Raw genomic sequence first — 22,798 nt, forward strand, 5'->3', positions numbered from 1 at the left:
TGGGCAGAACATCTGATCATAGAAAGGCTATGCTCAGAGGCATGGTAACTTTCCTGCTTGAGAACGGTCAGATCGAAACTACCGTAACAAGAGCAAAGGAAGTTCGTGCAGTTGCAGAAAAAATGATCACTATCGGTAAAAGCGCTGATCTGCACTCCAAGCGTCAGGTATATTCTTACATCACTAAGGAGTCTGTTGCTAAGAAGGTTTTCGATGAGATCGCTCCAAAGTATGCAGAGAGAAACGGTGGTTACACACAGATCGTAAAGATCGGTCCTCGCCGTGGCGACGCTGCTGAAATGGCTATCATCAAGCTCGTTTGATCGCAGATATCGATACACAGGAGCCGTTCCCATTAAGGGAACGGCTTTTTATATATACAGATAATAAAAAAATACGAAAAATCGCCTTAAAGTACTTGAAATCTTATTTGGGATATGATATAATAAAATTCGTATGAAATACAAAATAAAACGAATGGAGAATCATTATGAATAAGAAGATATTATCATCTCTTGCTGCCGCTGTGGCTACAGCTGCTATGGCAGGAGTTTCAGCTATGAACGCTTTCGCTGAGACAGAGGCTGCGGGCGCAGCTAACAGTCAGGGCACAGGTCAGATGAGCGCAGGCGCAGGTATGGGCGGTACGCTGATAATGATGGTGGCAATGTTTGCTATTCTCTACTTTGTTGCTATCAGACCTCAGAAGAAGCGTGACAGAGAGCTCAAGGAAATGCAGCAGAGCCTTCAGGTAGGCGACGAGATCGTCACAGGCGGCGGTATCGTTGGTATCGTTGTAAGCGTAGGCGAGGATACAGTCGTTATCGAAACAGGCGGCGCAAAGCACAAGCTCAGAATAAAGAACTGGGCTATCACAGAGAATGTTACTGCTATGGAGCGCATGAAGGAAGCAAAGGCAAGCGGTGCTAAGAAGTCACCGGCTCTTGAAACTGCTGCTGTAGTTGACGATACCTCTGAGGAAAAAAAGTCTAAGAAAAAGAAGGACGACGAAGAATAAAAAATATGACCTCTGCATAGAATTCATATGGATTCTATGGCGGAGGTCTTTTTTATGGGCAGACACAGGAAAAGTCTTTGGACAAACAGTGGGCTTAGTATGGCTGCGGCTGTACTGGTTGGGCTTGGCTGTACATTGGGAGCAGCAGCTATATTGGCGGCTCTGCTGTTTTACGTGATGAAGGATATGGCTATGGCAGGAGCCTTTGCAGGGGCTTCGCTTTCACTCGGAGCCTACACGGGAGCCTTTGTTTACGGCAAGTACCGCCGAAGAAAGGGACTTTTTGGAGGCTCGCTGTGCGGAGCTCTGATGTATCTGGTCATAGCGGCGGTAAGTATTGCTCTTACGGGAGAGATAACGGGCATAAAAAAACTCCTCCTGCTTACCGTATTCGGTGCAGCAGGGGGAGTTGCAGGTGTCAATTCAAAGCGTCCGAGAAAGCTCAGGGATCAATAATTGCCTGAGGTGTCCTCCATGAGCTTGAATTCTATGTTGTAATAGTCTATTTTGCCGTTTTTGTCCAGATGAGCACAGGTAGCAGGTACTGTATCGCCTGCTTCGTACTGGCTGCTTATGGTATCATAGAGCTCGTCGTAGGTGCTTACGGTCTTGCCGTTTATTTCAGTGATGAAGTCGCCTGCCTTGAGCTCGGTATTGGCAATATCGCTGTCCTTGTCGATACTGTCGATGTAGATGCCCTTGAAGTCATCAGGAAGCTCAAAGCCCAGTATTTCTTCCAGAGCCTTTTTCTTTTCCTCAGTCTCTGTATCACGGAGCTTTATACCGATACGGAAACGTCCTGCCACAAAGCCATTCTTTATAAGCTCCTCGATAACAGGAGAGGCTTCGTTGATAGTGATAGCAAAGCCAAGTCCCTCAAATTCGGCGCTTACGTACTTTGACGAGGTGATACCTATCACCTGACCATACATATTTACCAGCGCACCGCCTGAGTTTCCGGGGCTTATGTCGGCGTTGGTCTGTATGCAGTTCATCTCAAAGCCTGTGGAATCGCTGCGTATCTTACGGTTTACGGCTGAAACGATGCCGTCAGTAACAGTATTGGAAAGGTTTGCAGGGTTGCCGATAGCGATGACCTGCTCGCCTACAACTGCCTCATCTGAGTTTCCTAAAGTAGCAGGGGTGAGGTCCTTTGCGTTGACCTTGACAACGGCAATATCCGTTTTTGCATCTCTGCCGACTATCTTAGCGTCGTACAGGTCGCCGTCAACAGTTTCTACCTTGTGGTAGCCGTCAGACTGTAAAACGTGGGCATTTGTGACGATGTAGCCGTCCTCGTTGAGGACTATACCCGAGCCTGTGCCAACAGTTCTTTTTGCCATATATCCGGCGTAATCAGCATAGGTATATATCTTGACGATAGAGGGCTTTACAAGAGCAGCAGCTCCCTCGGTGGTATATCTGCCGTTTTCGTCCTTGAATTTTTCCTCGTCGTTGGCACCCTTAGGCTTTGACTCCTTGTAGAGCACTACCTGCTGGGGATTGCCTATCTTGTCCACTATCTCGCCGCTTTTGGCAATATCGTGGATAATGCCGATAATTGAGATGCCTGCGGCTATAAGAATGAGTATCAGGAACAGCGCAGCGATGGCTCTTTCGCTGGTGGGGCGGCTTTTCTTTTCAGCAAAGCCGAACTCATTGGAGCTGTTCTGTCCGCGGTCAGTTTCCGGGAAGCCTATGGGCTCATACATAAAGCGGTCATATACAGGACGTCTGGGCTGCTGGTCATAGCCGCTGTAGCCCTGCTGCTGACCGTATCCGCCCTGCCGCGGAGCGCTTCCGTACTGATTGTTATAGCCTCTCTGCGGTCCGTAATTATTTGGCTGACTGTAGCCGCCTGTGGGCTGATTATAGCCGTTTTGCTGACCGTAGTTATTCTGAGGCGGCGGTGGAGGGCTGTTGTAGCTGTTAGGCTCGTTTACGCCCTGCATACCGCTGTTAAAGCTGCTCTCTGAGGAGGGCTTTTCGTGCTGGGGGACATAGGGCTGCTGATAATTGCTCCCATAGGGAGAATTATTGTAGTTGTTATTTCCGTCCATTGTTTATCCTTTCCTTTTGGGCTGCTTTTCGGGCAGCTGAATGAGAAACTCGGTATATTCTCCCACAACGCTCTTGACAACGATGTGACCGTGGTGGAGATGAACTATCTTTCTTGAAATAGCAAGTCCGAGACCGAGTCCTGTAGTGTCTTTGCCTCGTGACGAGTCTGTTTTGTAGAAGCGGTCAAATACCTGAGTTATCTCGGTATTTTTAAGTCCCTCACCCGTATTCTTTATGCCTATGGTACACATACCGTTTACGGAACGCTCAAAGCGGAATGAGAGTATTCCGCCGTCGTTTACGAATTTTACGGCGTTTTCCACAAGGTTATATACTACCTGCTGGATAAGGTCTGCGTCAACCTCGCAGGTCATACGGTCACTTCCGAGACCTTCTACTTCAAGGTGCTTGTCCTCTATTTTCTTCTCGAACATGAGGACGGTCTGTATAACTATCTCTGTCAGATTTACGTCGTGGAAATTCGGTCTGAGCGTACCTGTTTCAAAGCGTGACATATTCAGCATTGAGGAAATAAGTATCCTCAGACGCTTTATCTCCTTTGAGACAAGTACAAGGTACTCGTTCTGCTTGGTTTTAGGAATAGTACCGTCAAGTATGCCATCTACGAAGCCTCCTACGGTAGTGATAGGGGTTCTCAGCTCGTGAGAGACATTGGCGATGAAGGTCTTGCTGGTCTCCTCGCTCTTGGCAACGTCTGCGGCGACGGTATTTACATACTCTGCTATCTCAGGAGTAGTATAGGGAACGTCCTGAGGTATTTTCTCTGAGAAATCGCGCTTTGCATACTGTTCACATATGCGTTTGAAATCGTTCTCATAGTCAGCGAGCTTTTTGAATTTATGCTTGATGACAAAGAGCTGAATGAATATGCTCAATGCGCAAACGAGCGCATAGGCAATTGACATTTTTACTGAGAAGGAATTGATATCGTTGGATTTGGTATAGAATTTGGCGAACATTCGTGTCGGGACAAGGTCATCTGTACCTTTCAGGAAAAAACAGGTGCCGTAGAGCATATATGGCTGGTCGGCTGAGATATTTTTTGTTTCAAGGTTAAGGAAGTCTTTAGAGCTGAGTCTTTCGAGCTCTGCCTCGGATATTTTTGAGGTATTCCTGACTACCTTTTTAGGTTCCTCGTTATAGTCTGCGTCTGAGAGAACGCAGTTACCGTTTTCGTCATAGATATAGATCATCAGGTGGTATTCGCGTGAGAATACCTCGTGAAGCTTTTTTATATTGGCTGAACGGGTATCACGGGTATCGTTGTAGTCCCTCTGCATGGATTTTGTAAACAGGTCGCCAATTGATTGAAGGTCGTGGAGCTTTGAGGATTTATAGATAGATGAGCTGACCGTTATTACTGCGATACCAATAAAGATATTTACCGATATCATTATGAGAACGAGAAATATAAAGAGCTTATCATATGAGCTTTTTTTGCTTTTCAAGGGTATCACCTCTATACAAAATAAGGGGACAGATGTCCCCTTGAAGAATTATTCCTCTTCCTCTGCTTCAAATTTATATCCTACGCCCCATACTGTCTTGAGAGTCCATTTTTCGGAAACGCCCTCAAGCTTTTCGCGGAGACGCTTGATGTGTACGTCGATAGTACGTGAATCGCCGTAGTATTCAAATCCCCATACCTCGTCAAGAAGCTGGTCACGGGTATAAACTCTGTTGGGATTAGACGCAAGGTAATACAGAAGCTCAAGCTCCTTTGGCGGAGTATCTATATTCTTGCCGTTTACTTTAAGCTCATAGCTGTCCATATTAACAGAGAGCTTGTCGTAGTGTACCTCCTTCTCCTCGGGTTCAGCCATACCTGTACCCACGCGGCGAGTAACTGCGTTGATACGTGCGATGACCTCCTTTGCGTCGAAGGGCTTTACTATATAGTCGTCAGCACCAAGTTCGAGACCGATGACCTTGTCGATAGTCTCGCCCTTTGCTGTGATCATTATAATCGGAACGTTTGATATTTTTCTGATCTCACGGCATACCTGCCAGCCGTCCTTGCCGGGGAGCATTATGTCGAGGAGTACCATATCAGGGCTCAGAGCCTTGAATTTTACGACAGCGTCATCGCCGTCATGACATAAAAGCACACTGTAGCCGTCCTTTTCGAGATAAAGTCTGAGAAGGTCGCAGATATTCTTATCATCGTCAACTATCAGGACCTTTGGATTTTTTTCATTAGCCATTTGTTAATACCTTCCTTCCGTATAAAACATATACTTCCCCTTATTTTGCGCTTTGCAAAGAAAGTATTTATATTGCCCCTAAATCAAGTTATTATGCAGACAAAACGGTATATGCCCACATAAAAGATATTAAAATTATTATAACTCAGTTTTGCGAAAATGTCAATCAAAAATAACCAATTTTTGAATATGTGAGATAATTTTTGACAAATTCACAAATGCGGAGCTGTTTATTTGTAGAGTTGACGAAAAAATGCATCACAGACAGCGCAAATGAGCTCTGTATTTGTGGGCTTATGAGTGATCTGATATTCGGTGAGCCGCGAAAGTGTACCGTTTTCGCCTGCCGCCTTGCCGAGAAGCCGCAGAGAGCGCTCAACAGAGGGCGCACTGCCTGAAAAGCATTCCGCAGTTTCCTCATAGATACCATTCATGCCGCCCCACAGCCTTTCGGGAGCTCTTATGCACAGCTCGCAGGCTTTGGCAAGACAGCAGAAGCCGCCGAGTCTGCGCGGAAAGCCTGTTTCTTCAAGGAAAAGCTCTATACGCGGCAGCAGCTCCTCAGGGCAGTCAAGGCGCAGCATAACCCTATGGCAGAGCGCGTTTACAGAGCATGGCATTGTGAAGCACTGCACGGCACCTGCGCGGAGGAAGGCGCTGCGGATACTGCTGAGGGAGGTATAAAGCCCTGCAAATACGGATATGCCTCTGCTTTTGGCGGATAAAATAAAGCTCAGCAGTCTCTCGTAGGGACGAAAGGCAAATAGAACTATACCTTTGTATCCGCCGCTTTTGAGGCTTTTTTCCATGACGGAAACGCTGTCACGGCAGCAATGCGACGGAATACCCATATTCATGAATTTACGTGCAAGAGCTTCGCCGAGAGCGGCTGTGTCGTCGCAGATAAGAAGTTTCGTATCCATAGTTTTACCATATATGTTCAGGGCTCCCGAAAAACGGGAGCCCGATTTATTTTATCTGGTCTGCTGAGAGAGAGCCCTTATGTTTGTTACTACCCAGTCGAAAGTATCTGTTGTGAGTACCGACAGGCAGTATTCACATACAGTCGAGTGGTTGATGTCTACGTGAGCGCCGCAGTACGGACAGGTCTGTGAGGTCGTGCCTGTTGAGCGGGATGTAACAACGCCTGTGGTACGAGCCATTGTCCATTCATAGGTCATGAACTTCTCCTTGGTATTGCTGCCGCGGATGACCTTGCCTGTGCGGTCGTCCATAACATAGTCAACTATTCTTGTGTTGAGCTTTGCTATCATTATATCATAGCCGTTTTCCTGCTTCCAGCCGAGGAGCTCAACTCCGAGGACAGCTATACGGTCAATGTGGTTGGTCTCGAAACGCTGGCGGTAGGTATCAAGCTGTCTGTCCATTTGTGCAAACATTGCGTCGGACATATATGGGCGGAGCTCACTGATATTTTTAGCCTGCCAGTCGTTCTGGAAACGGACATAGAGGTTTGCGAGCTTCTCCTTGAACTCGGTAGGCGAGAATGAAGGATCGACTCCCGAATAGGAAGCTACGCTCTTGAGTGAAGCTGTTGAAGTAGGCTGTATATATGGACCATTGTTTGTGGACTTGCCTGACTTCTTTCCTGATTTCAGCAGTGAAGGACCTACTATAATGACAAGGAATATGATAACGAATATAAAAGCTTCGATGTCACTTCCCGAGCTTGAACCGCTGCTGTGGTGACCGCTGTAGGAGTAGTCATCATCATCGTCCCAGCTGCTGCCCCAGTCGCTGCCGCCGCTGTCCCAGCCGCCTCCGCCAAAGTCGGAATCGCCTGAAAAGTCACCGAAATCAAATCCTCTTGCGCGGACAGGTACGATGACAAGCCCGAGTATCAGGACTATCATTGGTATTAATCTGAGTATTTTTTTCATAATACATTCCCCCTATATCATGAATTATGCAGTGAATATAGATTATTATATCATAGAAAAATATATAAATCAATGTGCAAGGTGTGAATTTTGTTATTTTACGTCGAAACAGTGCGATATGTACAAAAAAGGAGAATTTTATTTGTGCATAAATATTGACTGCATTTTGTTGCTTTTTTACCAAAAAATATTGACAAATCCATGAATTCAAGTTAAAATAGTAGTCGGGGATCATTTTTCTGAAAGGAGCGGCTTTCCATGATAACTATTAAAAATGAGGACTTCAGCAATAATTACGAGCTTTTCGTTAAGCTTTGCTCTATGACGGGCGAGCCTGTCAGGCTTGTAAATGAACATTGTCCTGACATGATAGTTATGACAGCCGACACCTTTGAAAAGCGCAGAAAGCTTCTTGATCTCCGTGAAAAAATCCTCGGCGCGGACGCTGATATGCAGCTTAGCTCTGAAAGCGGCGATTTTAAGAGACTCGGACAGTTTATCAGCGAACTGGAAAAAGACGGGGAATGATTTGGTAATAATGCGTTCACAGATAAAACAGCTGAAAATCAGATGAGATCAATACACCTTTTGTTTACAGGAATATTGTTATGCAGAGGGTGTGTCATGAAGCATTCTTACACGAAACAGGAGGATCATTGTTATGGGAATTTTTGCAAGATTAAGCGACCTTCTCAAGTCAAACGTAAACGACCTTATCGACAGAGCCGAAGATCCTGAGAAAATGGTCAAGCAGGTCATTATAGATATGCAGACCGAGCTTACAAAGGCTACTCAGAATTACGGCAAGGCAAAGGCAAGTGAGCGCCTTGCTGAAAAAAAGTACCTTGAGGCTGAAAAAATATCTGCCGATTGGGAGAACAAGGCTAAGCAGGCTCTCGCTAAGGGCGATCAGGAGCTGGCTAAGCAGGCTCTCGCAAGAAAGGTCAAGGCTGACGAGGACGTTTCTAACTATAAAGAGATGTATGAATCTATCTCTGACCAGACCGAGGCTATCGGCGATCAGGTAGAGGTGCTCAAATCAAAGCTTGAAGAGGCTAAGAGCCGTCAGGCTATGCTTATCGCACGTTCACAGATGGCTGATACAAAGAAGAATCTTGCTAAGGCTTCGGGAAGCTTCGACGGCAGCTCGTCTTATGAGAAGTTTCAGAGAATGGAAGAAAAGATAGAGCGCAAGGAGGCAGAGGCTGACGCTTTTCATGAGATAGCAGGCGGTGCTCTCTCAGGCGGCAGCGGAGATGACCTTACAGATTCATTCGCAAAGCTGGAATCTGACGCAAAGGTCGATGCAGAGCTCCAGAGACTCATGGCTGAGATGAACGGCGGCGCTGCTTCACAGGACGCTGAATAATACTAAGAAAAAGGACAATTGATTATGAGCCGCAGAAAAAAAGACGATTATTCCGCAAAGAAAATGTTCAGGGACTCAGTGCCTGTTATCGGCGCTATATGCCTTGTTATCGTATCGGTATCATACATACTTTTCCGCAGCTGGAGCAATAAGCTCTATTATGAGAAGTGGAAGGAATACGAGGATTGCGGTATCTGAATAAGACATAAAAGCTCCGAAAGCATAAAGCTTCGGAGCTTTTCAAATTTCCGGTCAACGCTGCAAAAAAGCTCCCCGATATACTCGGGGAGCTTTAGATGTTATCTTACTTTGTGTTTGGGAAGAGGCTTGTTCTCTTGTTGAGAAGGAACTCCTGAATAAAGAGTGCGTCGTTTGATGTAATGCCGCGTACATTCTTATCAACGTCTGCATTGGTAGAGCCATCTTCTGTGAGGTGGTTCTTGTCAGTACCGTTTATGCCGTACTTGTTCGGGTTAGCAAGTGACTGCATGATAAGAACGACGTCTGACATATCAACTGTACCGTCGCAGTTAGCGTCGCCGTATACTACACCGTCAACAGGTTCATTTTTTCCGCCTGAGTTTGGATTGCTGTCTGTTGTAGTTGTTGTATTGCTTGTTGTAGTAGCTGTTGTACGCTGGTCAGTAACTGTCGTAGTTGTAGTACTCCCACTTGTTGTAGTTGTTGCAGAGGAAGTAGTTGTAGTAGTAGTCTTGTTTGGCTGCGGAGCAGTAGTTGTTGTGGTCTTGGGAGTATCGCTGCCTGTGCCGCCGAGACCGTCAGCCTTTGTGCCGTCGGGCTCCTCGCCGTAGTAGAGCTTGCCGTTTACGTATACAGGCACATAAGGAGTGATAACGCCCTTTGCTGAGCCGTCGTCGCCCTTGGCTGTCTTGCCCATGTCCTTAGCGGAGAAGTCGTTTGATGAATCCCAGCCGCTGCCGTAATCAGGCATTACAAGTGCAAGGAGTATCTCGCACTGCTGCTGTCCCTCAGAGATAGGGAGAACAACTCGTCCGTCGGGGAGATTTACCTCGATGTAGTAAATGTCTCCGCTGTACTGGATAGGCTTGGATATCTCAGCTGTCTTGTAGCCCTTGCCTGAGTACATTGCAGACTGGTCACGGTCACAGCGGATAACGAGGTCCTCGGGGTTCTTGCCCATAGCCTTTACCTCGCTGAGGTCCATGTAGTATCTGAAAGAGATGTTGTCCTGTACTCTTGCAGGCCATGCTGAATGGTTTGTTACCTTGAAGCTGATAGTCTGTCCGCTTGCGTCGCCGCCCTTTGAGAGCACCTCAACGTAGAACTCAGGACCGTCGTGAACTTCCTTCTGCGGGAAGCTTGGGTCCTTTGTGCCGCCGTACTTGTCTACCATCTTGCAGAGCATAGCTGTGAAGCCTGCGTTATAGTCTGTAGCTACCTCGTTGTTGATGAAGTCCTGACGATCATCGTTGTAAGAGCCGTCCTGGTTAGGACCTCCTACGAGAGCGCCGTAGAGTATATGTCTTGTCTTATCAGGTATCTTCAGGTCGTTCTTCCATGAGCCGTGAGCTGTACGGTGGTGAGGGTTCTGAGGATACTTGTCGCCGAAGCCTACAACGTAGCTCTGTTTCAGCGGATTGTCACCGAGAGCGTAGTTTACCTGAGTCTCAGCGAAATCAGTGTACTTGTCAGCCTCTGACTTGAGGATAGTGTCGCTTGCAACAGTTGCGATGAAAGCAGCTGTATTTGCGTATCTGAGGCAGCCCCAGTTGCTGAGCCAGCGGAGTCCGCCGTCTATCTTCTTAGCCTCGTCGCCGTTTACCCAGCGGTCGCAGTGCTTCTTGACGTGAGCGATGTACTTCTCATCATTTGTGTTTATAGCATAGAGCAGCATAGCGCCCTGCATATTGTCGTCCCAGCAGTGCGACCAGCCGTAAGCGAGAGTATCGCCCTCGCCCAGCATTTTGCCGAGGTTGGGGATATACCCCTTTGCATCATCAAGGTATGCGTTATCGCCTGTTGCGATGTAGAGCCAGTTTGCAGCGTAGAAGAGCTCGTCGTAGAAGTGGCTTGACTGATAGAAGCCCTGAGCGTCGCTCTTATTGTAAACATCATCGCTTGGAGATGTCTTTGCTATCTTGTAGATATTCTCTGCGTGTTTGAGGTAATCAGCCTTCTTTGAAGCATCAATGTCGCCGTCGAGAGCTGCTGCACCTGCTGCGAGAGCAGCTGCCATTTCACCGAATACAGCAGAGCAGCCCTTTGACGACTTCAGTGCTGCACGTGATTCAGCGATAGAATGTGAGTTGTCCTCCATACCGTATTCAAGGAGCTCAACAGGTCCCCACCATGTATGGTCGTCCTTACCGATACCCACCTGATAGATGACCTCGGTGCCCTTATCGCACTCTGCAAGATAATCCAGAGCGAACATGAGGTTGTTCTCATATGTTTGCTTGAGACCAGCCTTTTCAAGGCCGTCGGGGTACTGATAAAGTCCCCATGCCAGCATTGAAGCGGAATAGGACATTGGCAGGTTGAACTTTACGTGGTCGCCTGCGTCGTACCAGCCGCCCAGTACGGGATCGTGCATAGCTGAGTCAGCCTTCCATTCAACTCTGTTCCACTCAGGGAGCGGACCTGCCTGCTGTGCTTCATAGAAGAACAGCGACTTATCCAGAGCGTCAGCGTAGTTGAACTTGCTGTCAGCTGCGTTTACAGTTGTCATAACACCTGCGGGCAGAGCCGAAACTGTAGTAGATGCCAGCAGGACAGCGGAAAGGATCCCGCCTGTCATTTTCTTTAGCATTGTAAAACTCTCCTCTCATAATATATTGCTCCGCAGTGTACGGAGCTTCCTCACGAGTATACATAGCTATACAAATTTATTATGCCACAAAATCTCATCAATGTCAAGGACTGGGGGTTCATTTTATGAAGATGTCCCTTTGAAGGCAGATATTGCCCTCAAGTCTGTAGGCAGCGCGGAGAGTAAGGGTGCCGCCGCTTATTTCGGTGGTTATCTGGCGGCTGAGTATTTTGGTACCGTCGCCGAGGAAGTTGTTTTCGTATAGATAGATACGCTCCATGAGCTTTTGGGTGAGGTCATCTTCGGAGTATTCCTTTTTCGTGAGGACGGTCTCTGAGAAGGTCTGTGTTTTTATGCTTATAGGCAGCTCATGCCCGAATACTGCTGCAATTTTTTCAGTTGTCTCAGAGGGTGAGCCGTACTTGTTTTTTCCGAAATACAAGGGAATATCAAGGCTGAAAAGCCGCAGGGTGCGCTGAGTGTCGGTTTTGCCTGTGGGGACGGCTTCCTCGGCGTGAAAAGGCGCTGAGAAGCTGATTTTCTCCTCATAGATACCGCGTATATCACCCATAGCATGATGAACGAAGGTACGCCCGTTTTCGGTTTCGTCAACGCCGCTGATAAGGATAGTGCCCTTTGGAACGTAGTCTCCCACGATATGTTTGAGCTGACCGCTGCGGACGAGGACCGAGCTTATTTCGGCGTCACGGCTGGCAACTATATTGCATGGGACACGGTCGCGGAGCATTTCGGGGACCTGTCTCACCTCTGTGACCTGTACGACAAGGCGGCTTCCTGTGTGGCGGATACCAGCCCACGCCACATCGTCTATCATCAGGCGGAGCTTGTTTTCGCAGTAGGGGATATTTATACTGCGGACAGGCGTTCCGGCTTTTATGTCAAGCTCATTGAGGGCGGAGAGTATCACCTCGTCACTGACAACCGAATTTCCCTCTATATCGATAGTGACCACCACCTGTGAAAAGTACAGGAGAGCTGTAATTGCAAGCAGAATGCCGATAAGCAGCCCGAAACGCCTGCGATAGCGAAAAATCCGTGCAGAGAGGCTGTCATATTCGGCGGTTTTCAGTTCTATTCCATAGCTTTTTGCCATATCCTGTACCTTATTCAGGTCGCGGCGGAATATGTCGCAGTAAAACACATCACCGCGGCAGAACTGTCCGCGGCAGTCTATCCCGTGCTGATGTATGGTGTTAATGAACCTGTTCAGCTGTTTTCCCTTTGCGTTTATCCTTATGCTTCGCTTCATTTTCGGTCTCATGACGTCTGCTCCTTTCCGTGAATTCGATACTTTCAATACAGCCGCGGATAACAAGTCCACCTGTGCGGAAATCATAGGCTCTCAGGTTACTGCCGCGGATATTGACGTAAAGACCTCCCGACAGCAGCCGCATGAATACCTCGTTGTACTCCTCAATTCTCTGGCAGCTGTCGATTATGAGCTCTTTATTGCCCGAAATATGTATGCTTGTATCAAGATAAAGAGTCTCCCGTGTGAGCTCCGCAAGCCATTCAAACATAAGCTTCACTCCCGTATATTTTTTCATTTCCAATAATATGATTTATGGGGTGATAAATATGAAGAAATATGCCGGAAAGGCTGTAAAGGCAGCAAAAATAGCAGCACTGTCGGCTGCATTTGTGTATTTTCTCGGCGATACGCGCGCAGCTGCCGAGGCAGTAGGTGAGAGCCTTCAGCGGTGTATAGAAATCGTTATACCGTCCCTGTTTGCTATGATGATAGTTTCGTCCATGATGACCGCAAGCGGTATGATGACGCTGATTCCGCGGTGGCTCGGACGTTTCAGCAGGCTTCTTTTCGGCATGGAGGAAGGTGTTTTTCCCATATTCACATTCGGTATGATAGCCGGCTATCCCGTGGGCATGAAAATGCTTTGTGAGGAGTTTTCCTGCGGCAGGCTTGACAGAAAAAGAGCGGAGCTTCTTTCGGGACTATGCTTTGGCGCAGGACCTGCCTTTATATTCGGCTGTATCTCGCGTCAGCTCTATTCATCACCTGATGCAGGACTGGTGATACTTTTATCCACAGTATCCGCAAATATTATCCTTGCCCTGCTTCTTTCGGTGCCGCTGCGCAGAACTGCGCGAGCGCGAAGCGCTCCGCGCAGAGTGAGCATATCAGCAGATATGCTCACCGACTGCGTCCTGCGCAGCGGCAGAGCAATGGGGGACATCTGCATTATGACAGCGGCGTTTGCAGCAGCAAACGCCGCACTTGCCCGAACGGGCATGACGGCAGCAGCAGGGGAGCTTCTTGCGAAGCTCCCCGACCTCGACCGCATACGCGGCGAGGTAATAGTCGCCGCATTTTTAGATATTACGAATATCAGCAGACTGCCCTGCGGCGACTGGCTGCTGCTGCCGTATATCAGCGCACTGACAGCATTTGGCGGAGTATGTGTGATATTCCAGCTAAGGACGCTGACCGCAGGGAAGCTGGCACTGAAGCCCTTTATAATAATGAGAGGTACAGCGGCAGTGCTGAGTTTTACAATATGCAGGTTGATAATGCCGTTTTTTATGACGGGAGAGGTAACAGAAGCAATGTCGCCGCTGGTAAGCAGCACAGGGAACAATTCGCCTGTTCCGTCAGTAATGCTTGTTATAATGACAGTTATGCTTATGGTTGAGTTTGGCGGTAAAGATAGCTTACAGCACACAAAAAGCTCGTGAAAGTGGAATTATTTGTATACAGTGCCAAAAATTGTGAAAGCTTGAAGAAAAGGCTTGATTTATTGCAAAAAGGTGGTAAAATATAATTAGCACTCAGAGATAAAGAGTGCTAAACTTGAATTGCTTATTAATTTTTCAGGAGGTATATATCATGACTATCAAACCTTTACAGGACAGAGTTGTTGTTAAAATGGCTGAGGCTGAGGAGACCACAAAAAGCGGTATCATTCTTTCAGGCTCTGCAAAGGAAAAGCCTGAGGTAGCTGAGGTCGTTGAAGTTGGCCCCGGCACATCAGACGTTAAAATGGAAGTAAAGAAGGGCGATAAGGTCCTCATTTCAAAGTATTCGGGCACAAATGTTAAGCTTGAGGGCGAAGAGTTCATCATCGTAAAAATGGAAGACATTCTCGCAACAGTAAAATAAAGCCGTTAGCCATTAGCTGTTAGCTATTGGTATCGCTGGCGCGATAATATTTGAATATGTCCCGAAGGGACACCACAGGCTTAGGGCTAAAGGCTAATTGCTGATAGCTCAGTAAAGATCAAATTTAAAGGAGTAATTTATCATGGCTAAGGATATAAAGTATGGCGAAGACGCAAGAAAGTCACTTCAGGCAGGTATCGACAAGCTTGCTGATACTGTAAGAATAACAATGGGACCAAAGGGCAGAAACGTAGTTCTCGATAAGAAGTTCGGCGCTCCCCTTATCACAAACGACGGTGTTACTATCGCTAAGGACATCGAGCTTGAGGACGCTTTCGAGAACATGGGCGCACAGCTCGTTAAGGAAGTAGCTACAAAGACCAACGACGCAGCAGGCGACGGTACTACAACTGCTACACTTCTTGCTCAGACTATCGTACGTGAGGGTATGAAGAATATTGCAGCAGGTGCTAATCCAATGGTTCTTAAAAAGGGTATCGCAAAGGCTGTTGACGCTGCTGTAAAGGCTATCGTCGAGAATTCAAAGACTGTACAGGGCACAGAAGATATTGCTAAGGTAGGTACAGTTTCTTCTGCTGACGAGAATGTAGGTAAGCTCATCGCTGAGGCTATGGAAAAGGTAACCGCTGACGGCGTTATCACTATCGAAGAAGGCAAGACTGCTGAGACCTACAGCGAGGTAGTTGAGGGTATGCAGTTCGACAGAGGCTACATCTCACCTTATATGGTTACAGATACAGACAAGATGGAAGCTGTTTACGATGATGCTTTCATTCTTATCACAGACAAGAAGATCTCTTCTATCCAAGAGATTCTCCCGCTTCTCGAGCAGATCGTAAAAATGGGCAAGAAGCTCGTTATCATTGCTGAGGACGTTGAGGGTGAAGCTCTTACTACAATTATTCTCAATAACCTCAGAGGCACATTCAAGGTTGCAGCTGTAAAGGCTCCGGGCTTCGGCGACAGACGTAAGGAAATGCTCAAGGATATTGCAGTTCTTACAGGCGGTGAGGTCATCTCATCTGAGCTCGGTCTTGAACTCAGCGAGACAACACTCCAGCAGCTCGGTCAGGCTAAGCAGGTAGTTATCCAGAAGGAGAATACTATCATCGTTGACGGTGCAGGCGACAAGAAGGCTATCGAGTCAAGAGTTCACCAGATCCGTGCCGCTATTGAGACAACAACTTCTGACTTTGACCGCGAGAAGCTCCAGGAGAGACTTGCTAAGCTTGCAGGCGGTGTTGCAGTTATCAAGGTAGGTGCTGCTACTGAGGTAGAGATGAAGGAAAAGAAGCTCCGTATCGAGGACGCTCTTGCAGCTACAAAGGCAGCTGTTGAGGAGGGTATCGTAGCAGGCGGCGGTACAGCATTCGTAAATGCTATGCCTGCTGTAAATAAGCTTGTTCCTACACTTGAGGGCGACGAAAAGACAGGTGCTAAGATAATCCTCAAGGCTCTTGAAGCTCCTGTACGTCAGATCGCAGAGAACGCAGGTCTTGAGGGCAGCGTTATCGTTGACAAGATAGTACGTTCACGCAAGGTCGGCTACGGCTTCGACGCTTACAACGAGGCTTACACAGATATGATACCTGCCGGTATCGTTGATCCTACAAAGGTAACAAGAAGTGCGCTCCAGAACGCTGCTTCTGTAGCTTCAATGGTTCTTACAACAGAGAGCCTTGTAGCTGACATCAAGGAAGATACACCTGCTGCTCCTGCAATGCCAGCAGGCGGAATGTATTGATTAATGCATAATGCGTAATTCGTAATGCATAATTAAAGGCGAACCGAAAGGTTCGCCTTTTTGTTGGGCGTAAATTATCCGTCAGGCAAATGCATAAATACAGAAAAAAGCTCTCCGCAAGGAGAGCTTTTGCAATTAATAGTGGTATTCAGCAACAGAAGCTGTTATATTTCTGCAACCTGAGCAGTGTATATACCTGAATCTCTTCCATCTGGGTATTGTTATTGTAACATTGCAGCGAAGCTTTGGGCTATACTGAACTGAAACGATCGGATCATACCACCAGTTAGAATAAGTTACGTATGAACCTTTGCCAACATGACTACAAGCTACAGGTACTGATGCACTTGCAACGAGAGTGTTGTTTGTCTGTGGAGCAATAGTCTTGATTGCAGCTGAACCTGCGCCAAGCAGCGTAAATGCCATAGCTACTGCTGAGATTTTTTTGATGATTTTGTTCATTTGTGTTTCATCCTTTACATAATATTTAAGGTAATTGATATTACCTTATAAGTCATATTATACAACAAGAGGCATTCTTTGTCAAGTAAACAGTAAAATTAGCGGTATTATTTTCACCTACATTTAACAAAAAATGCCTGCACTGTGTAAAATCCACAAATGCAGGCGTTTGGTTTTGTTAAATACGAAGAATCCCAAATTTATTTTTCTGAAATTCAACGTGTTTGCGTTGAATTTTTCTCTTTTTGAGAGTATATATGGAAACGTTTTTATCAGTCATCAACAATTGTACTTTTAAATTCCGCAACTCTTGCCCTGTCGCCGTGGCAGTCTACCTCTATCTCGTCATTTCTGATAAGTCTTGCGATAGAATAGAACATTACCGCATATGCTACGGCATTTACAAGGATACTGAAATAGATCCTTATTCCGAGGATATTTCCGAACATTCCTGCAAACATCATTGCAATGCAGATGATTATCATCATTTCAAGCTTTTTCTTGTCCTTGTCCAGCTGTAGGAAGGTCAGGCAAACAAAGCCCGATATAGCCGAATGGAATATTGCAAGGGTTCTGGAATATGGGTGATAGAATTCAAACCTGTATGCGTTTATTTCCAGCACCATCATTACCGCCTCAAGGATTATATACAGTGTAAGGCAAAGCTTCATTAAACCTCTGAATCTTATAGATGAGGATATGAGCCAGTCACCGAATATAAATGACGCAAAGCCCGAGAACTCAATAGCATACGCTAAAAATTCCAGAATGGAGGAATGGACCGAGCCGGCTTTATACGTCGTATAAAAAATAAAGCAGACTATGCTGAAAGCAAGAAACAGAAGATTTCCGATAATGCAGAATTTTATTCCGCTGTTTAGACGTTCATGCATGGTAAAGCTCCTTACCCGAGAGCCTTGAGTGCTCTCTGTCCTATATCCTTTCTGAAGTGAGCTCCCTCAAAGCTTATCTTGGATACTCCCTCATAAGCCTTGTCAAGTGCAGCCTGCAAGCTGTCGCCCTTGGCAGTCACGCCGATAACACGTCCGCCGTTTGTTAGGAATTTTCCGTCGTCAGAGAGCTTAGTTCCGGCATGGTAAACGAAACAGCCCTCTACCTGTCCCTTTTCGTCAAAGCCATTCATCTCGATACCCTTAGGATAGCTTTCGGGATAGCCTCCGCTTGCCATAACTACGCAGGCGCAGCTGCCTTTGTGCCACTTGATGTCCACCTTGTCAAGTTCATGGTTGTATATAGCCTCGAATATCTCGTAGAGGTCAGCGTCAAGCATAGGAAGGACTACCTGTGTCTCGGGATCGCCGAAGCGGCAGTTGTACTCGATCACCTTTGGTCCCTTCGGAGTTATCATAAGTCCGAAATAGAGACAGCCCTCAAAGGTACGTCCCTCTGCGTTCATAGCGTTCATAGTTGGAATGAATATCTTCTCCATACATTCCTTTGCTATATCCTCGGTATAGCAAGGGTTAGGCGAAACAGTTCCCATACCCCCTGTGTTGAGTCCCTTGTCGCCGTCGAGAGCGCGTTTATGGTCCATAGATGATATCATAGGCACCATAGTCTTACCGTCTGTAAAGCTGAGAACGGATACCTCGGGACCTGTGAGGAATTCCTCGATAACTATACGTGCAGAGCTCTTTCCGAATTTGAGCTCGTCTATCATTTCATGAACAGCAGCAATTGCCTCCTCCTCGTTCTGAGCGATGATAACGCCCTTTCCGAGAGCAAGACCGTCAGCCTTGATAACAGCAGGATAGCTGTTCTGCTCTTTGAGATAAGCAATAGCCTTGTCGGATTCAGTGAAGACCTCGTAGAAGGCTGTAGGGATACCGTACTTTTTCATGAGCTCCTTAGAGAAGACCTTTGAGCCCTCGATTATAGCAGCATTTGCCTTTGGTCCGAAGGTCATGAAGCCCTCTGCCTGCAAGGCGTCCACCATACCGAGTACAAGGGGATCGTCGGGAGCAACAACTACCATATCGGGCTTGAGCTGTTTTGCGAGAGCTACTACGCCGTCGACATCTGTAGCGCCTACATTGAAGCATTCAGCGTACTTTGAGATGCCGCCGTTGCCCGGGGTACAGTAGAGCTTGCCTACCTTTGGGCTTTCAGCCAGCTTCATTATAATGGCGTGTTCGCGTCCGCCGCCGCCTACTACTAAAACGTTCTTCATTGGGAAATTCCTCCTGATATATTTAAGATAAAGTATTTTCGCTGTCAGTATTTCCGCTGTAATTATTCGGATAAACAGGTTTTTCAGTGCCGTTGTACAGTTCAATAGCTCCGCAGCAGTAAAGGATTATGGTCGCAGCAGCAGAAAACAGACCCGTAACAGCTCTTGGGGTGCTTAGTATTGATAAAAGACCTGTCTCGCTTAAAGAAGTGATGCGTGCAATAAAGGGACTGCCTATAGCAGATATTACAGATGACAGCAGCGAAAAAGCTGCTGTGAGAATTATAGTTATCAGACCGCGCTGCTTTTGCAGATCTTTTTTGCTGAGGCTATAAACTGCGAGTATGGATTTGGGCAGAAGTGCTATGATGAGCATAACTGCGGAAAATATTATTGAAACTGCGGAAAGCTTCTGATCTCTCAGAATATTGCCGCTAAACATCATAAATAAAAGCCTTTGCAGCGGCTCACAGCATAATATCACCATATCCAGTACAAACTTTATAACAAAAAATACTATTGCGAATCGCAGTGCTGTGCTGACCGATTTTTTTCTTTCCATTTTCTTTCCTTTCATGCAGGGGTTGAACTCAGCTTAGCTCCTCCGTATATTTCCACTGCACCGCAGCAGCATAACATGACAAGCGCTGTACAGCTAAGTATCGACGTTAAGCTTCTCACGGAATTGATAGATGATATCATGGATATGACATTTTCAGCGTATTTTTTTGAAAGGGATAAAATCACGGTATGGTGCAGTATGGCAGAGGCAAGATAGTCTGCGAAAAACATCAGTCCTGATGTTGCTACGGTTATAATGCCTCTTTTTTGTTTCATATCAGTTTTGGTATAGTTTACCGCTGCAACTATTCCTATGGGTACAGAAATTATTATTGCTTCGATAATAAGCCACATTTTTATATCCATTGGCAGAACGTCCTGCTGATGCTTTCCGCCGAAAAGTGCTGTATGCACTGAATAATAATTGTTCAGGATAAAGAAGATGTCCAGTGCAAGCTTTGTAAAAGAGAAAAGAACAGCAGTGAGTTGTGTGACTTTTAGTATATTCGGTTTTGACATTGTTTCTCCTTAGTTTAGTAATTATTTGTATTTCAGATGTTTAACGTGTCTGTCCTCGTCGATCCCGAGAGCGGCAGCTGTGCATACCAGCACAAGAGCTCCCACAAGGAAAATGCCGAGGAAGAAGTTTATATATTCAGTGCGCTGAATGAGCCAGCTTTCTGAGATATACTTAGTCATTGAAGAATTGGCAATGAGCAGAGCGATTATATGCTCGGCGATAAAGCCGGCTATCCACAGAGCAGGAGCGGCTTTAAGGGTGCGCTTGCATTTCTTTGCGGAAAACGCCCAGCCCACACAGCTCAGTATGTATATTATGAACGGCAGCCATACAGCTTCGGAAATACACAGCAGAGCCTTGCATTTCCCTGATATTATCATTTCGGGGTGTACGGGGACATAGTCATCGCCCGAGCCTGTGAAAAGTCCGAATATACTGCCTGACAGCAGATATGCAAGTACAGACAGCAGTATATAAACACCGCACAGAAAAGCGGCGGCTATATAGACCTTTTCAAGCTTTATGGAATTATAGTTTCCCATTATATCTCCCCCTATAACAATATAACGTGCAGTATTTATCCCATATTTTGATCATACAAGTATAGTATAACATAGTATAGGGAATATTGCAAGAGATTTATTGTTTGTTTTCGGTGAGTTTTATGCTTCCGAGCAGGTCTGATATCTTGCTTTCAACATAGCCGAAATTGGTGCTTTCGGCGTATGCGCAGAGGTATCTGCTGCCGTAGTCTCCGAAATAGGTCCTTCCGTGGGTATTATCGTCGATAGCCCATTCGTAGTAATAGAAGGTCATAGCCGGGGTAGCAGCTGCTCCTGTGAAGATTATATCCTCATTATTGGCGTTCATAACTATATCCTGAGCGCTTTTGCCGCCGTGGTCGTCATCTGAGACATAGACGCTGATACCGCAGGTGTTTATCTCCTTATCAACTATGAGCTGCAAGTCGCAGGGAGCATCTGGATTGTCGCCGCAGAACTGCCAAATATTAGGATCGGCGTACAGCGAAAAGCCCTCGCCGCTGTAGGTGCCGTTTTCGTATTTGGTATTGCTGCGTACATTATCGTAAAGAACGGTCTTTGATGTGGCTTCTGCGGTGCTGTCAGGGGCTGAGGAAGATAGGTTTTCCGTACAGCTGCCAAGAGTGAATAGCAGAGCAGCGGCTGCAAAAATAGCTGTTATCCTGTGAAATATCATATATTTTTCTCCATAGTAAAGGCTGCGGTCATTTACTGACCGCAGCCCATAGGTCATTAGTGGTGGAACAGGCGGATACCTGTGAATGCCATTGCGATGTTGTACTTGTTGCAGGTCTCGATAACGTTGTCGTCACGGATAGAACCGCCGGGCTCTGCAATGTACTCAACGCCTGACTTCTTAGCACGTTCTATATTGTCGCCGAATGGGAAGAAAGCGTCTGAACCGAGGCAAACGCCTGTATTCTTTGCAAGCCAAGCCTTCTTTTCCTCGCGTGTGAATACAGCAGGCTTTACCTTGAAGATACGCTGCCACTCACCCTCGCGGAGAACGTCCTCATACTCGTCGCCGATGTATACGTCAATAGCGTTGTCGCGGTCTGCACGGCGGATATCGTCAACAAACTGGAGTCCCATTACCTGTGGGGACTGTCTCAGCCACCAGTTGTCAGCCTTCTGACCTGCAAGACGTGTGCAGTGGATACGGGACTGCTGTCCTGCACCGATGCCGATAGCCTGTCCGTCCTTGACGTAGCAAACTGAGTTTGACTGTGTGTATTTAAGTGTGATAAGTGCGATCTTAAGATCAATAAGAGCTGACTCAGGAAGGTCCTTATTGTCTGTAACGATGTTCCTAAACATCTCATCATTTATCTCGATGAAGTTGTGTCCCTGCTCAAAGGTTACACCAAATACCTGTTTTTTCTCGCTCTCTTCAGGTACATAATCAGGGTCGATCTTGATAACTGCGTAGTTTCCGCCCTTCTTAGCCTTTAAGATCTCAAGAGCCTCATCTGTGTATCCAGGAGCAATTATTCCGTCTGAAACTTCTCTTTTTACAAGTCTTGCTGTATCAGCGTCGCAGACATCTGAAAGGGAAATGAAATCACCAAAAGATGACATTCTGTCAGCTCCGCGGGCTCTTGCATATGCGTTTGCAAGAGGTGAAAGCTCACCGAGGTCCTCTACCCAGTAGATCTTCTTCTCAATATCTGTAAGAGGTGTTCCTACTGCAGCGCCTGCAGGTGAAACGTGCTTGAAAGAAGTAGCTGCAGGAAGTCCTGTTGCCTTTTTAAGCTCTGAAACCAGCTGCCATCCATTGAGGGCATCAAGAAGGTTGATATATCCAGGTCTTCCGTTTAACACCTCGATAGGAAGGTCACTTCCGTTTTCCATATATACTCTTGAAGGCTTCTGGTTGGGGTTACATCCATATTTAAGTTCGATCTCGTTCATTTTGTTTCTCCTTATATGCTAATGGTAAATGGTTACAAATCAGTTGTTTTTATTTACAATACGGCTCTCGTACTTTCCTGTCTCAATGTCAATGAATCTTGTGAAAAGAGATACCTTGTTATCAGCGTTAAGGGCTTCCCATACATTCTTTGTGAAATTATCGATATCGCCTGTTATATCAATCTGTGTAGGCTCTCCTTCAAAGCTTGGAAGCGGGTTTCCGTCACCCATATAGGTATGGATGAAGTATCCCATAGGAGAAGAATACTCAATCATCACGAGAGGACTATTCTCTGTAACGGGTTTTTCGCCGAATTTAGGATTAGCATTGATTTCATTCAG

Annotated in this window: 26 protein-coding genes; 9 read left to right on the forward strand and 17 right to left on the reverse strand. The window is 46.5% G+C overall.

Annotated features, from left to right (window positions below):
* From rplQ to K5677_RS03115, 3 genes are all read left to right on the forward strand, one after another.
* On the forward strand, positions 1-323 hold a 323-nt coding region (gene rplQ, locus K5677_RS03105), incomplete at its 5' end, for a 50S ribosomal protein L17 (protein WP_296724522.1).
* A gap of 167 nt (positions 324-490) precedes the next feature.
* Entirely contained in the window at positions 491-1,018 is a 528-nt protein-coding gene (gene yajC, locus K5677_RS03110; RefSeq protein WP_296724524.1) for a preprotein translocase subunit YajC, read from the forward strand.
* Positions 1,019-1,072: 54 nt separating this feature from the next.
* Positions 1,073-1,474, forward strand: a complete 402-nt coding sequence (locus K5677_RS03115; RefSeq protein ID WP_296724526.1) for a TIGR04086 family membrane protein — start codon at positions 1,073-1,075, stop codon at positions 1,472-1,474.
* On the opposite strand, the gene K5677_RS03120 is transcribed toward K5677_RS03115, so the two are convergent.
* The 5 genes from K5677_RS03120 to K5677_RS03140 form a co-directional block, all read right to left on the reverse strand.
* Positions 1,468-3,078 (reverse strand): trypsin-like peptidase domain-containing protein, encoded by a 1,611-nt coding sequence (locus tag K5677_RS03120; protein ID WP_296724528.1) that lies wholly within the window; start codon positions 3,076-3,078, stop codon positions 1,468-1,470. The two genes, K5677_RS03115 and K5677_RS03120, sit on opposite strands and share 7 nt — an antisense overlap.
* 3 nt (positions 3,079-3,081) lie before the next feature.
* Complete coding sequence (locus tag K5677_RS03125; RefSeq protein WP_296724531.1) at positions 3,082-4,548, reverse strand: HAMP domain-containing sensor histidine kinase; 1,467 nt, start codon at positions 4,546-4,548, stop codon at positions 3,082-3,084.
* Positions 4,549-4,596: 48 nt separating this feature from the next.
* Positions 4,597-5,304 carry a response regulator transcription factor gene (locus K5677_RS03130; protein WP_164173029.1) on the reverse strand — a complete coding sequence of 236 codons (708 nt, stop codon included), beginning with the start codon at positions 5,302-5,304 and terminating at the stop codon, positions 4,597-4,599.
* 230 nt (positions 5,305-5,534) lie between these two features.
* A complete protein-coding gene (locus K5677_RS03135; protein WP_296724534.1) occupies positions 5,535-6,227 on the reverse strand; it encodes a sporulation initiation factor Spo0A C-terminal domain-containing protein in 693 nt (230 codons plus the stop codon).
* 51 nt (positions 6,228-6,278) lie between these two features.
* Positions 6,279-7,205 (reverse strand): TIM44-like domain-containing protein, encoded by a 927-nt coding sequence (locus K5677_RS03140; RefSeq protein ID WP_296724537.1) that lies wholly within the window; start codon positions 7,203-7,205, stop codon positions 6,279-6,281.
* A 258-nt stretch (positions 7,206-7,463) separates the two neighbouring features.
* Here K5677_RS03140 and K5677_RS03145 point away from each other — a divergent pair, with 258 nt between their 5' ends.
* The 3 genes from K5677_RS03145 to K5677_RS03155 all read left to right on the forward strand — a co-directional run bounded on the left by K5677_RS03145 (position 7,464) and on the right by K5677_RS03155 (position 8,772).
* Complete coding sequence (locus tag K5677_RS03145; protein WP_296724539.1) at positions 7,464-7,733, forward strand: type II toxin-antitoxin system Phd/YefM family antitoxin; 270 nt, start codon at positions 7,464-7,466, stop codon at positions 7,731-7,733.
* A 133-nt stretch (positions 7,734-7,866) separates the two neighbouring features.
* The gene (locus K5677_RS03150; protein ID WP_296724541.1) at positions 7,867-8,574 is read left to right on the forward strand and encodes a PspA/IM30 family protein; all 708 of its coding nucleotides are present in this window, start codon (positions 7,867-7,869) and stop codon (positions 8,572-8,574) included.
* Positions 8,575-8,598: 24 nt separating this feature from the next.
* Positions 8,599-8,772: a hypothetical protein gene (locus tag K5677_RS03155; RefSeq protein ID WP_296724544.1), complete on the forward strand. Its 174-nt coding sequence runs from the start codon at positions 8,599-8,601 to the stop codon at positions 8,770-8,772.
* Between the two features lie 106 nt (positions 8,773-8,878).
* Here the strand turns inward: K5677_RS03155 and K5677_RS03160 are convergent, their stop codons facing one another.
* The 3 genes from K5677_RS03160 to K5677_RS03170 form a co-directional block, all read right to left on the reverse strand.
* The gene (locus tag K5677_RS03160; protein WP_296724547.1) at positions 8,879-11,365 is read right to left on the reverse strand and encodes a glycoside hydrolase family 9 protein; all 2,487 of its coding nucleotides are present in this window, start codon (positions 11,363-11,365) and stop codon (positions 8,879-8,881) included.
* A gap of 118 nt (positions 11,366-11,483) precedes the next feature.
* Entirely contained in the window at positions 11,484-12,647 is a 1,164-nt protein-coding gene (locus K5677_RS03165; RefSeq protein ID WP_296724549.1) for a sporulation protein YqfD, read from the reverse strand.
* Positions 12,580-12,906, reverse strand: a complete 327-nt coding sequence (locus K5677_RS03170) for a YabP/YqfC family sporulation protein (RefSeq protein ID WP_296724550.1) — start codon at positions 12,904-12,906, stop codon at positions 12,580-12,582. Before K5677_RS03170 ends, K5677_RS03165 begins: the two co-directional genes overlap by 68 nt.
* Before the next feature lie 58 nt (positions 12,907-12,964).
* Here K5677_RS03170 and K5677_RS03175 point away from each other — a divergent pair, with 58 nt between their 5' ends.
* The 3 genes from K5677_RS03175 to groL all read left to right on the forward strand — a co-directional run bounded on the left by K5677_RS03175 (position 12,965) and on the right by groL (position 16,269).
* Positions 12,965-14,080: a hypothetical protein gene (locus K5677_RS03175; RefSeq protein ID WP_296724553.1), complete on the forward strand. Its 1,116-nt coding sequence runs from the start codon at positions 12,965-12,967 to the stop codon at positions 14,078-14,080.
* 151 nt (positions 14,081-14,231) lie between these two features.
* Positions 14,232-14,504, forward strand: a complete 273-nt coding sequence (locus tag K5677_RS03180; RefSeq protein WP_296724556.1) for a co-chaperone GroES — start codon at positions 14,232-14,234, stop codon at positions 14,502-14,504.
* A 142-nt stretch (positions 14,505-14,646) separates the two neighbouring features.
* Positions 14,647-16,269, forward strand: a complete 1,623-nt coding sequence (gene groL / locus K5677_RS03185) for a chaperonin GroEL (protein ID WP_296724558.1) — start codon at positions 14,647-14,649, stop codon at positions 16,267-16,269.
* 135 nt (positions 16,270-16,404) lie between these two features.
* On the opposite strand, the gene K5677_RS03190 is transcribed toward groL, so the two are convergent.
* The 9 genes from K5677_RS03190 to K5677_RS03230 form a co-directional block, all read right to left on the reverse strand.
* The gene (locus K5677_RS03190) at positions 16,405-16,731 is read right to left on the reverse strand and encodes a hypothetical protein (RefSeq protein ID WP_296724561.1); all 327 of its coding nucleotides are present in this window, start codon (positions 16,729-16,731) and stop codon (positions 16,405-16,407) included.
* 272 nt (positions 16,732-17,003) lie between these two features.
* Positions 17,004-17,624 (reverse strand): hypothetical protein, encoded by a 621-nt coding sequence (locus K5677_RS03195; protein ID WP_296724563.1) that lies wholly within the window; start codon positions 17,622-17,624, stop codon positions 17,004-17,006.
* 11 nt (positions 17,625-17,635) lie between these two features.
* Positions 17,636-18,922, reverse strand: a complete 1,287-nt coding sequence (purD, locus tag K5677_RS03200) for a phosphoribosylamine--glycine ligase (protein ID WP_296724566.1) — start codon at positions 18,920-18,922, stop codon at positions 17,636-17,638.
* A gap of 22 nt (positions 18,923-18,944) precedes the next feature.
* The gene (locus K5677_RS03205; RefSeq protein ID WP_296724569.1) at positions 18,945-19,484 is read right to left on the reverse strand and encodes a hypothetical protein; all 540 of its coding nucleotides are present in this window, start codon (positions 19,482-19,484) and stop codon (positions 18,945-18,947) included.
* An 11-nt stretch (positions 19,485-19,495) separates the two neighbouring features.
* Entirely contained in the window at positions 19,496-20,002 is a 507-nt protein-coding gene (locus tag K5677_RS03210; RefSeq protein WP_296724571.1) for a hypothetical protein, read from the reverse strand.
* Between the two features lie 21 nt (positions 20,003-20,023).
* On the reverse strand, positions 20,024-20,545 hold the full coding sequence (locus tag K5677_RS03215; RefSeq protein WP_296724573.1) for a hypothetical protein: 522 nt from the start codon (positions 20,543-20,545) through the stop codon (positions 20,024-20,026).
* 97 nt (positions 20,546-20,642) lie between these two features.
* Positions 20,643-21,221 carry a hypothetical protein gene (locus K5677_RS03220; protein ID WP_296724575.1) on the reverse strand — a complete coding sequence of 193 codons (579 nt, stop codon included), beginning with the start codon at positions 21,219-21,221 and terminating at the stop codon, positions 20,643-20,645.
* 56 nt (positions 21,222-21,277) lie between these two features.
* Positions 21,278-22,456 carry a phosphoribosylaminoimidazolecarboxamide formyltransferase gene (locus K5677_RS03225; protein ID WP_296724577.1) on the reverse strand — a complete coding sequence of 393 codons (1,179 nt, stop codon included), beginning with the start codon at positions 22,454-22,456 and terminating at the stop codon, positions 21,278-21,280.
* A gap of 39 nt (positions 22,457-22,495) precedes the next feature.
* The coding region (locus K5677_RS03230) for an IMP cyclohydrolase (protein ID WP_296724579.1) at positions 22,496-22,798 on the reverse strand (303 nt) is incomplete at its 5' end.

Source organism: Ruminococcus sp. (assembly GCF_024684275.1).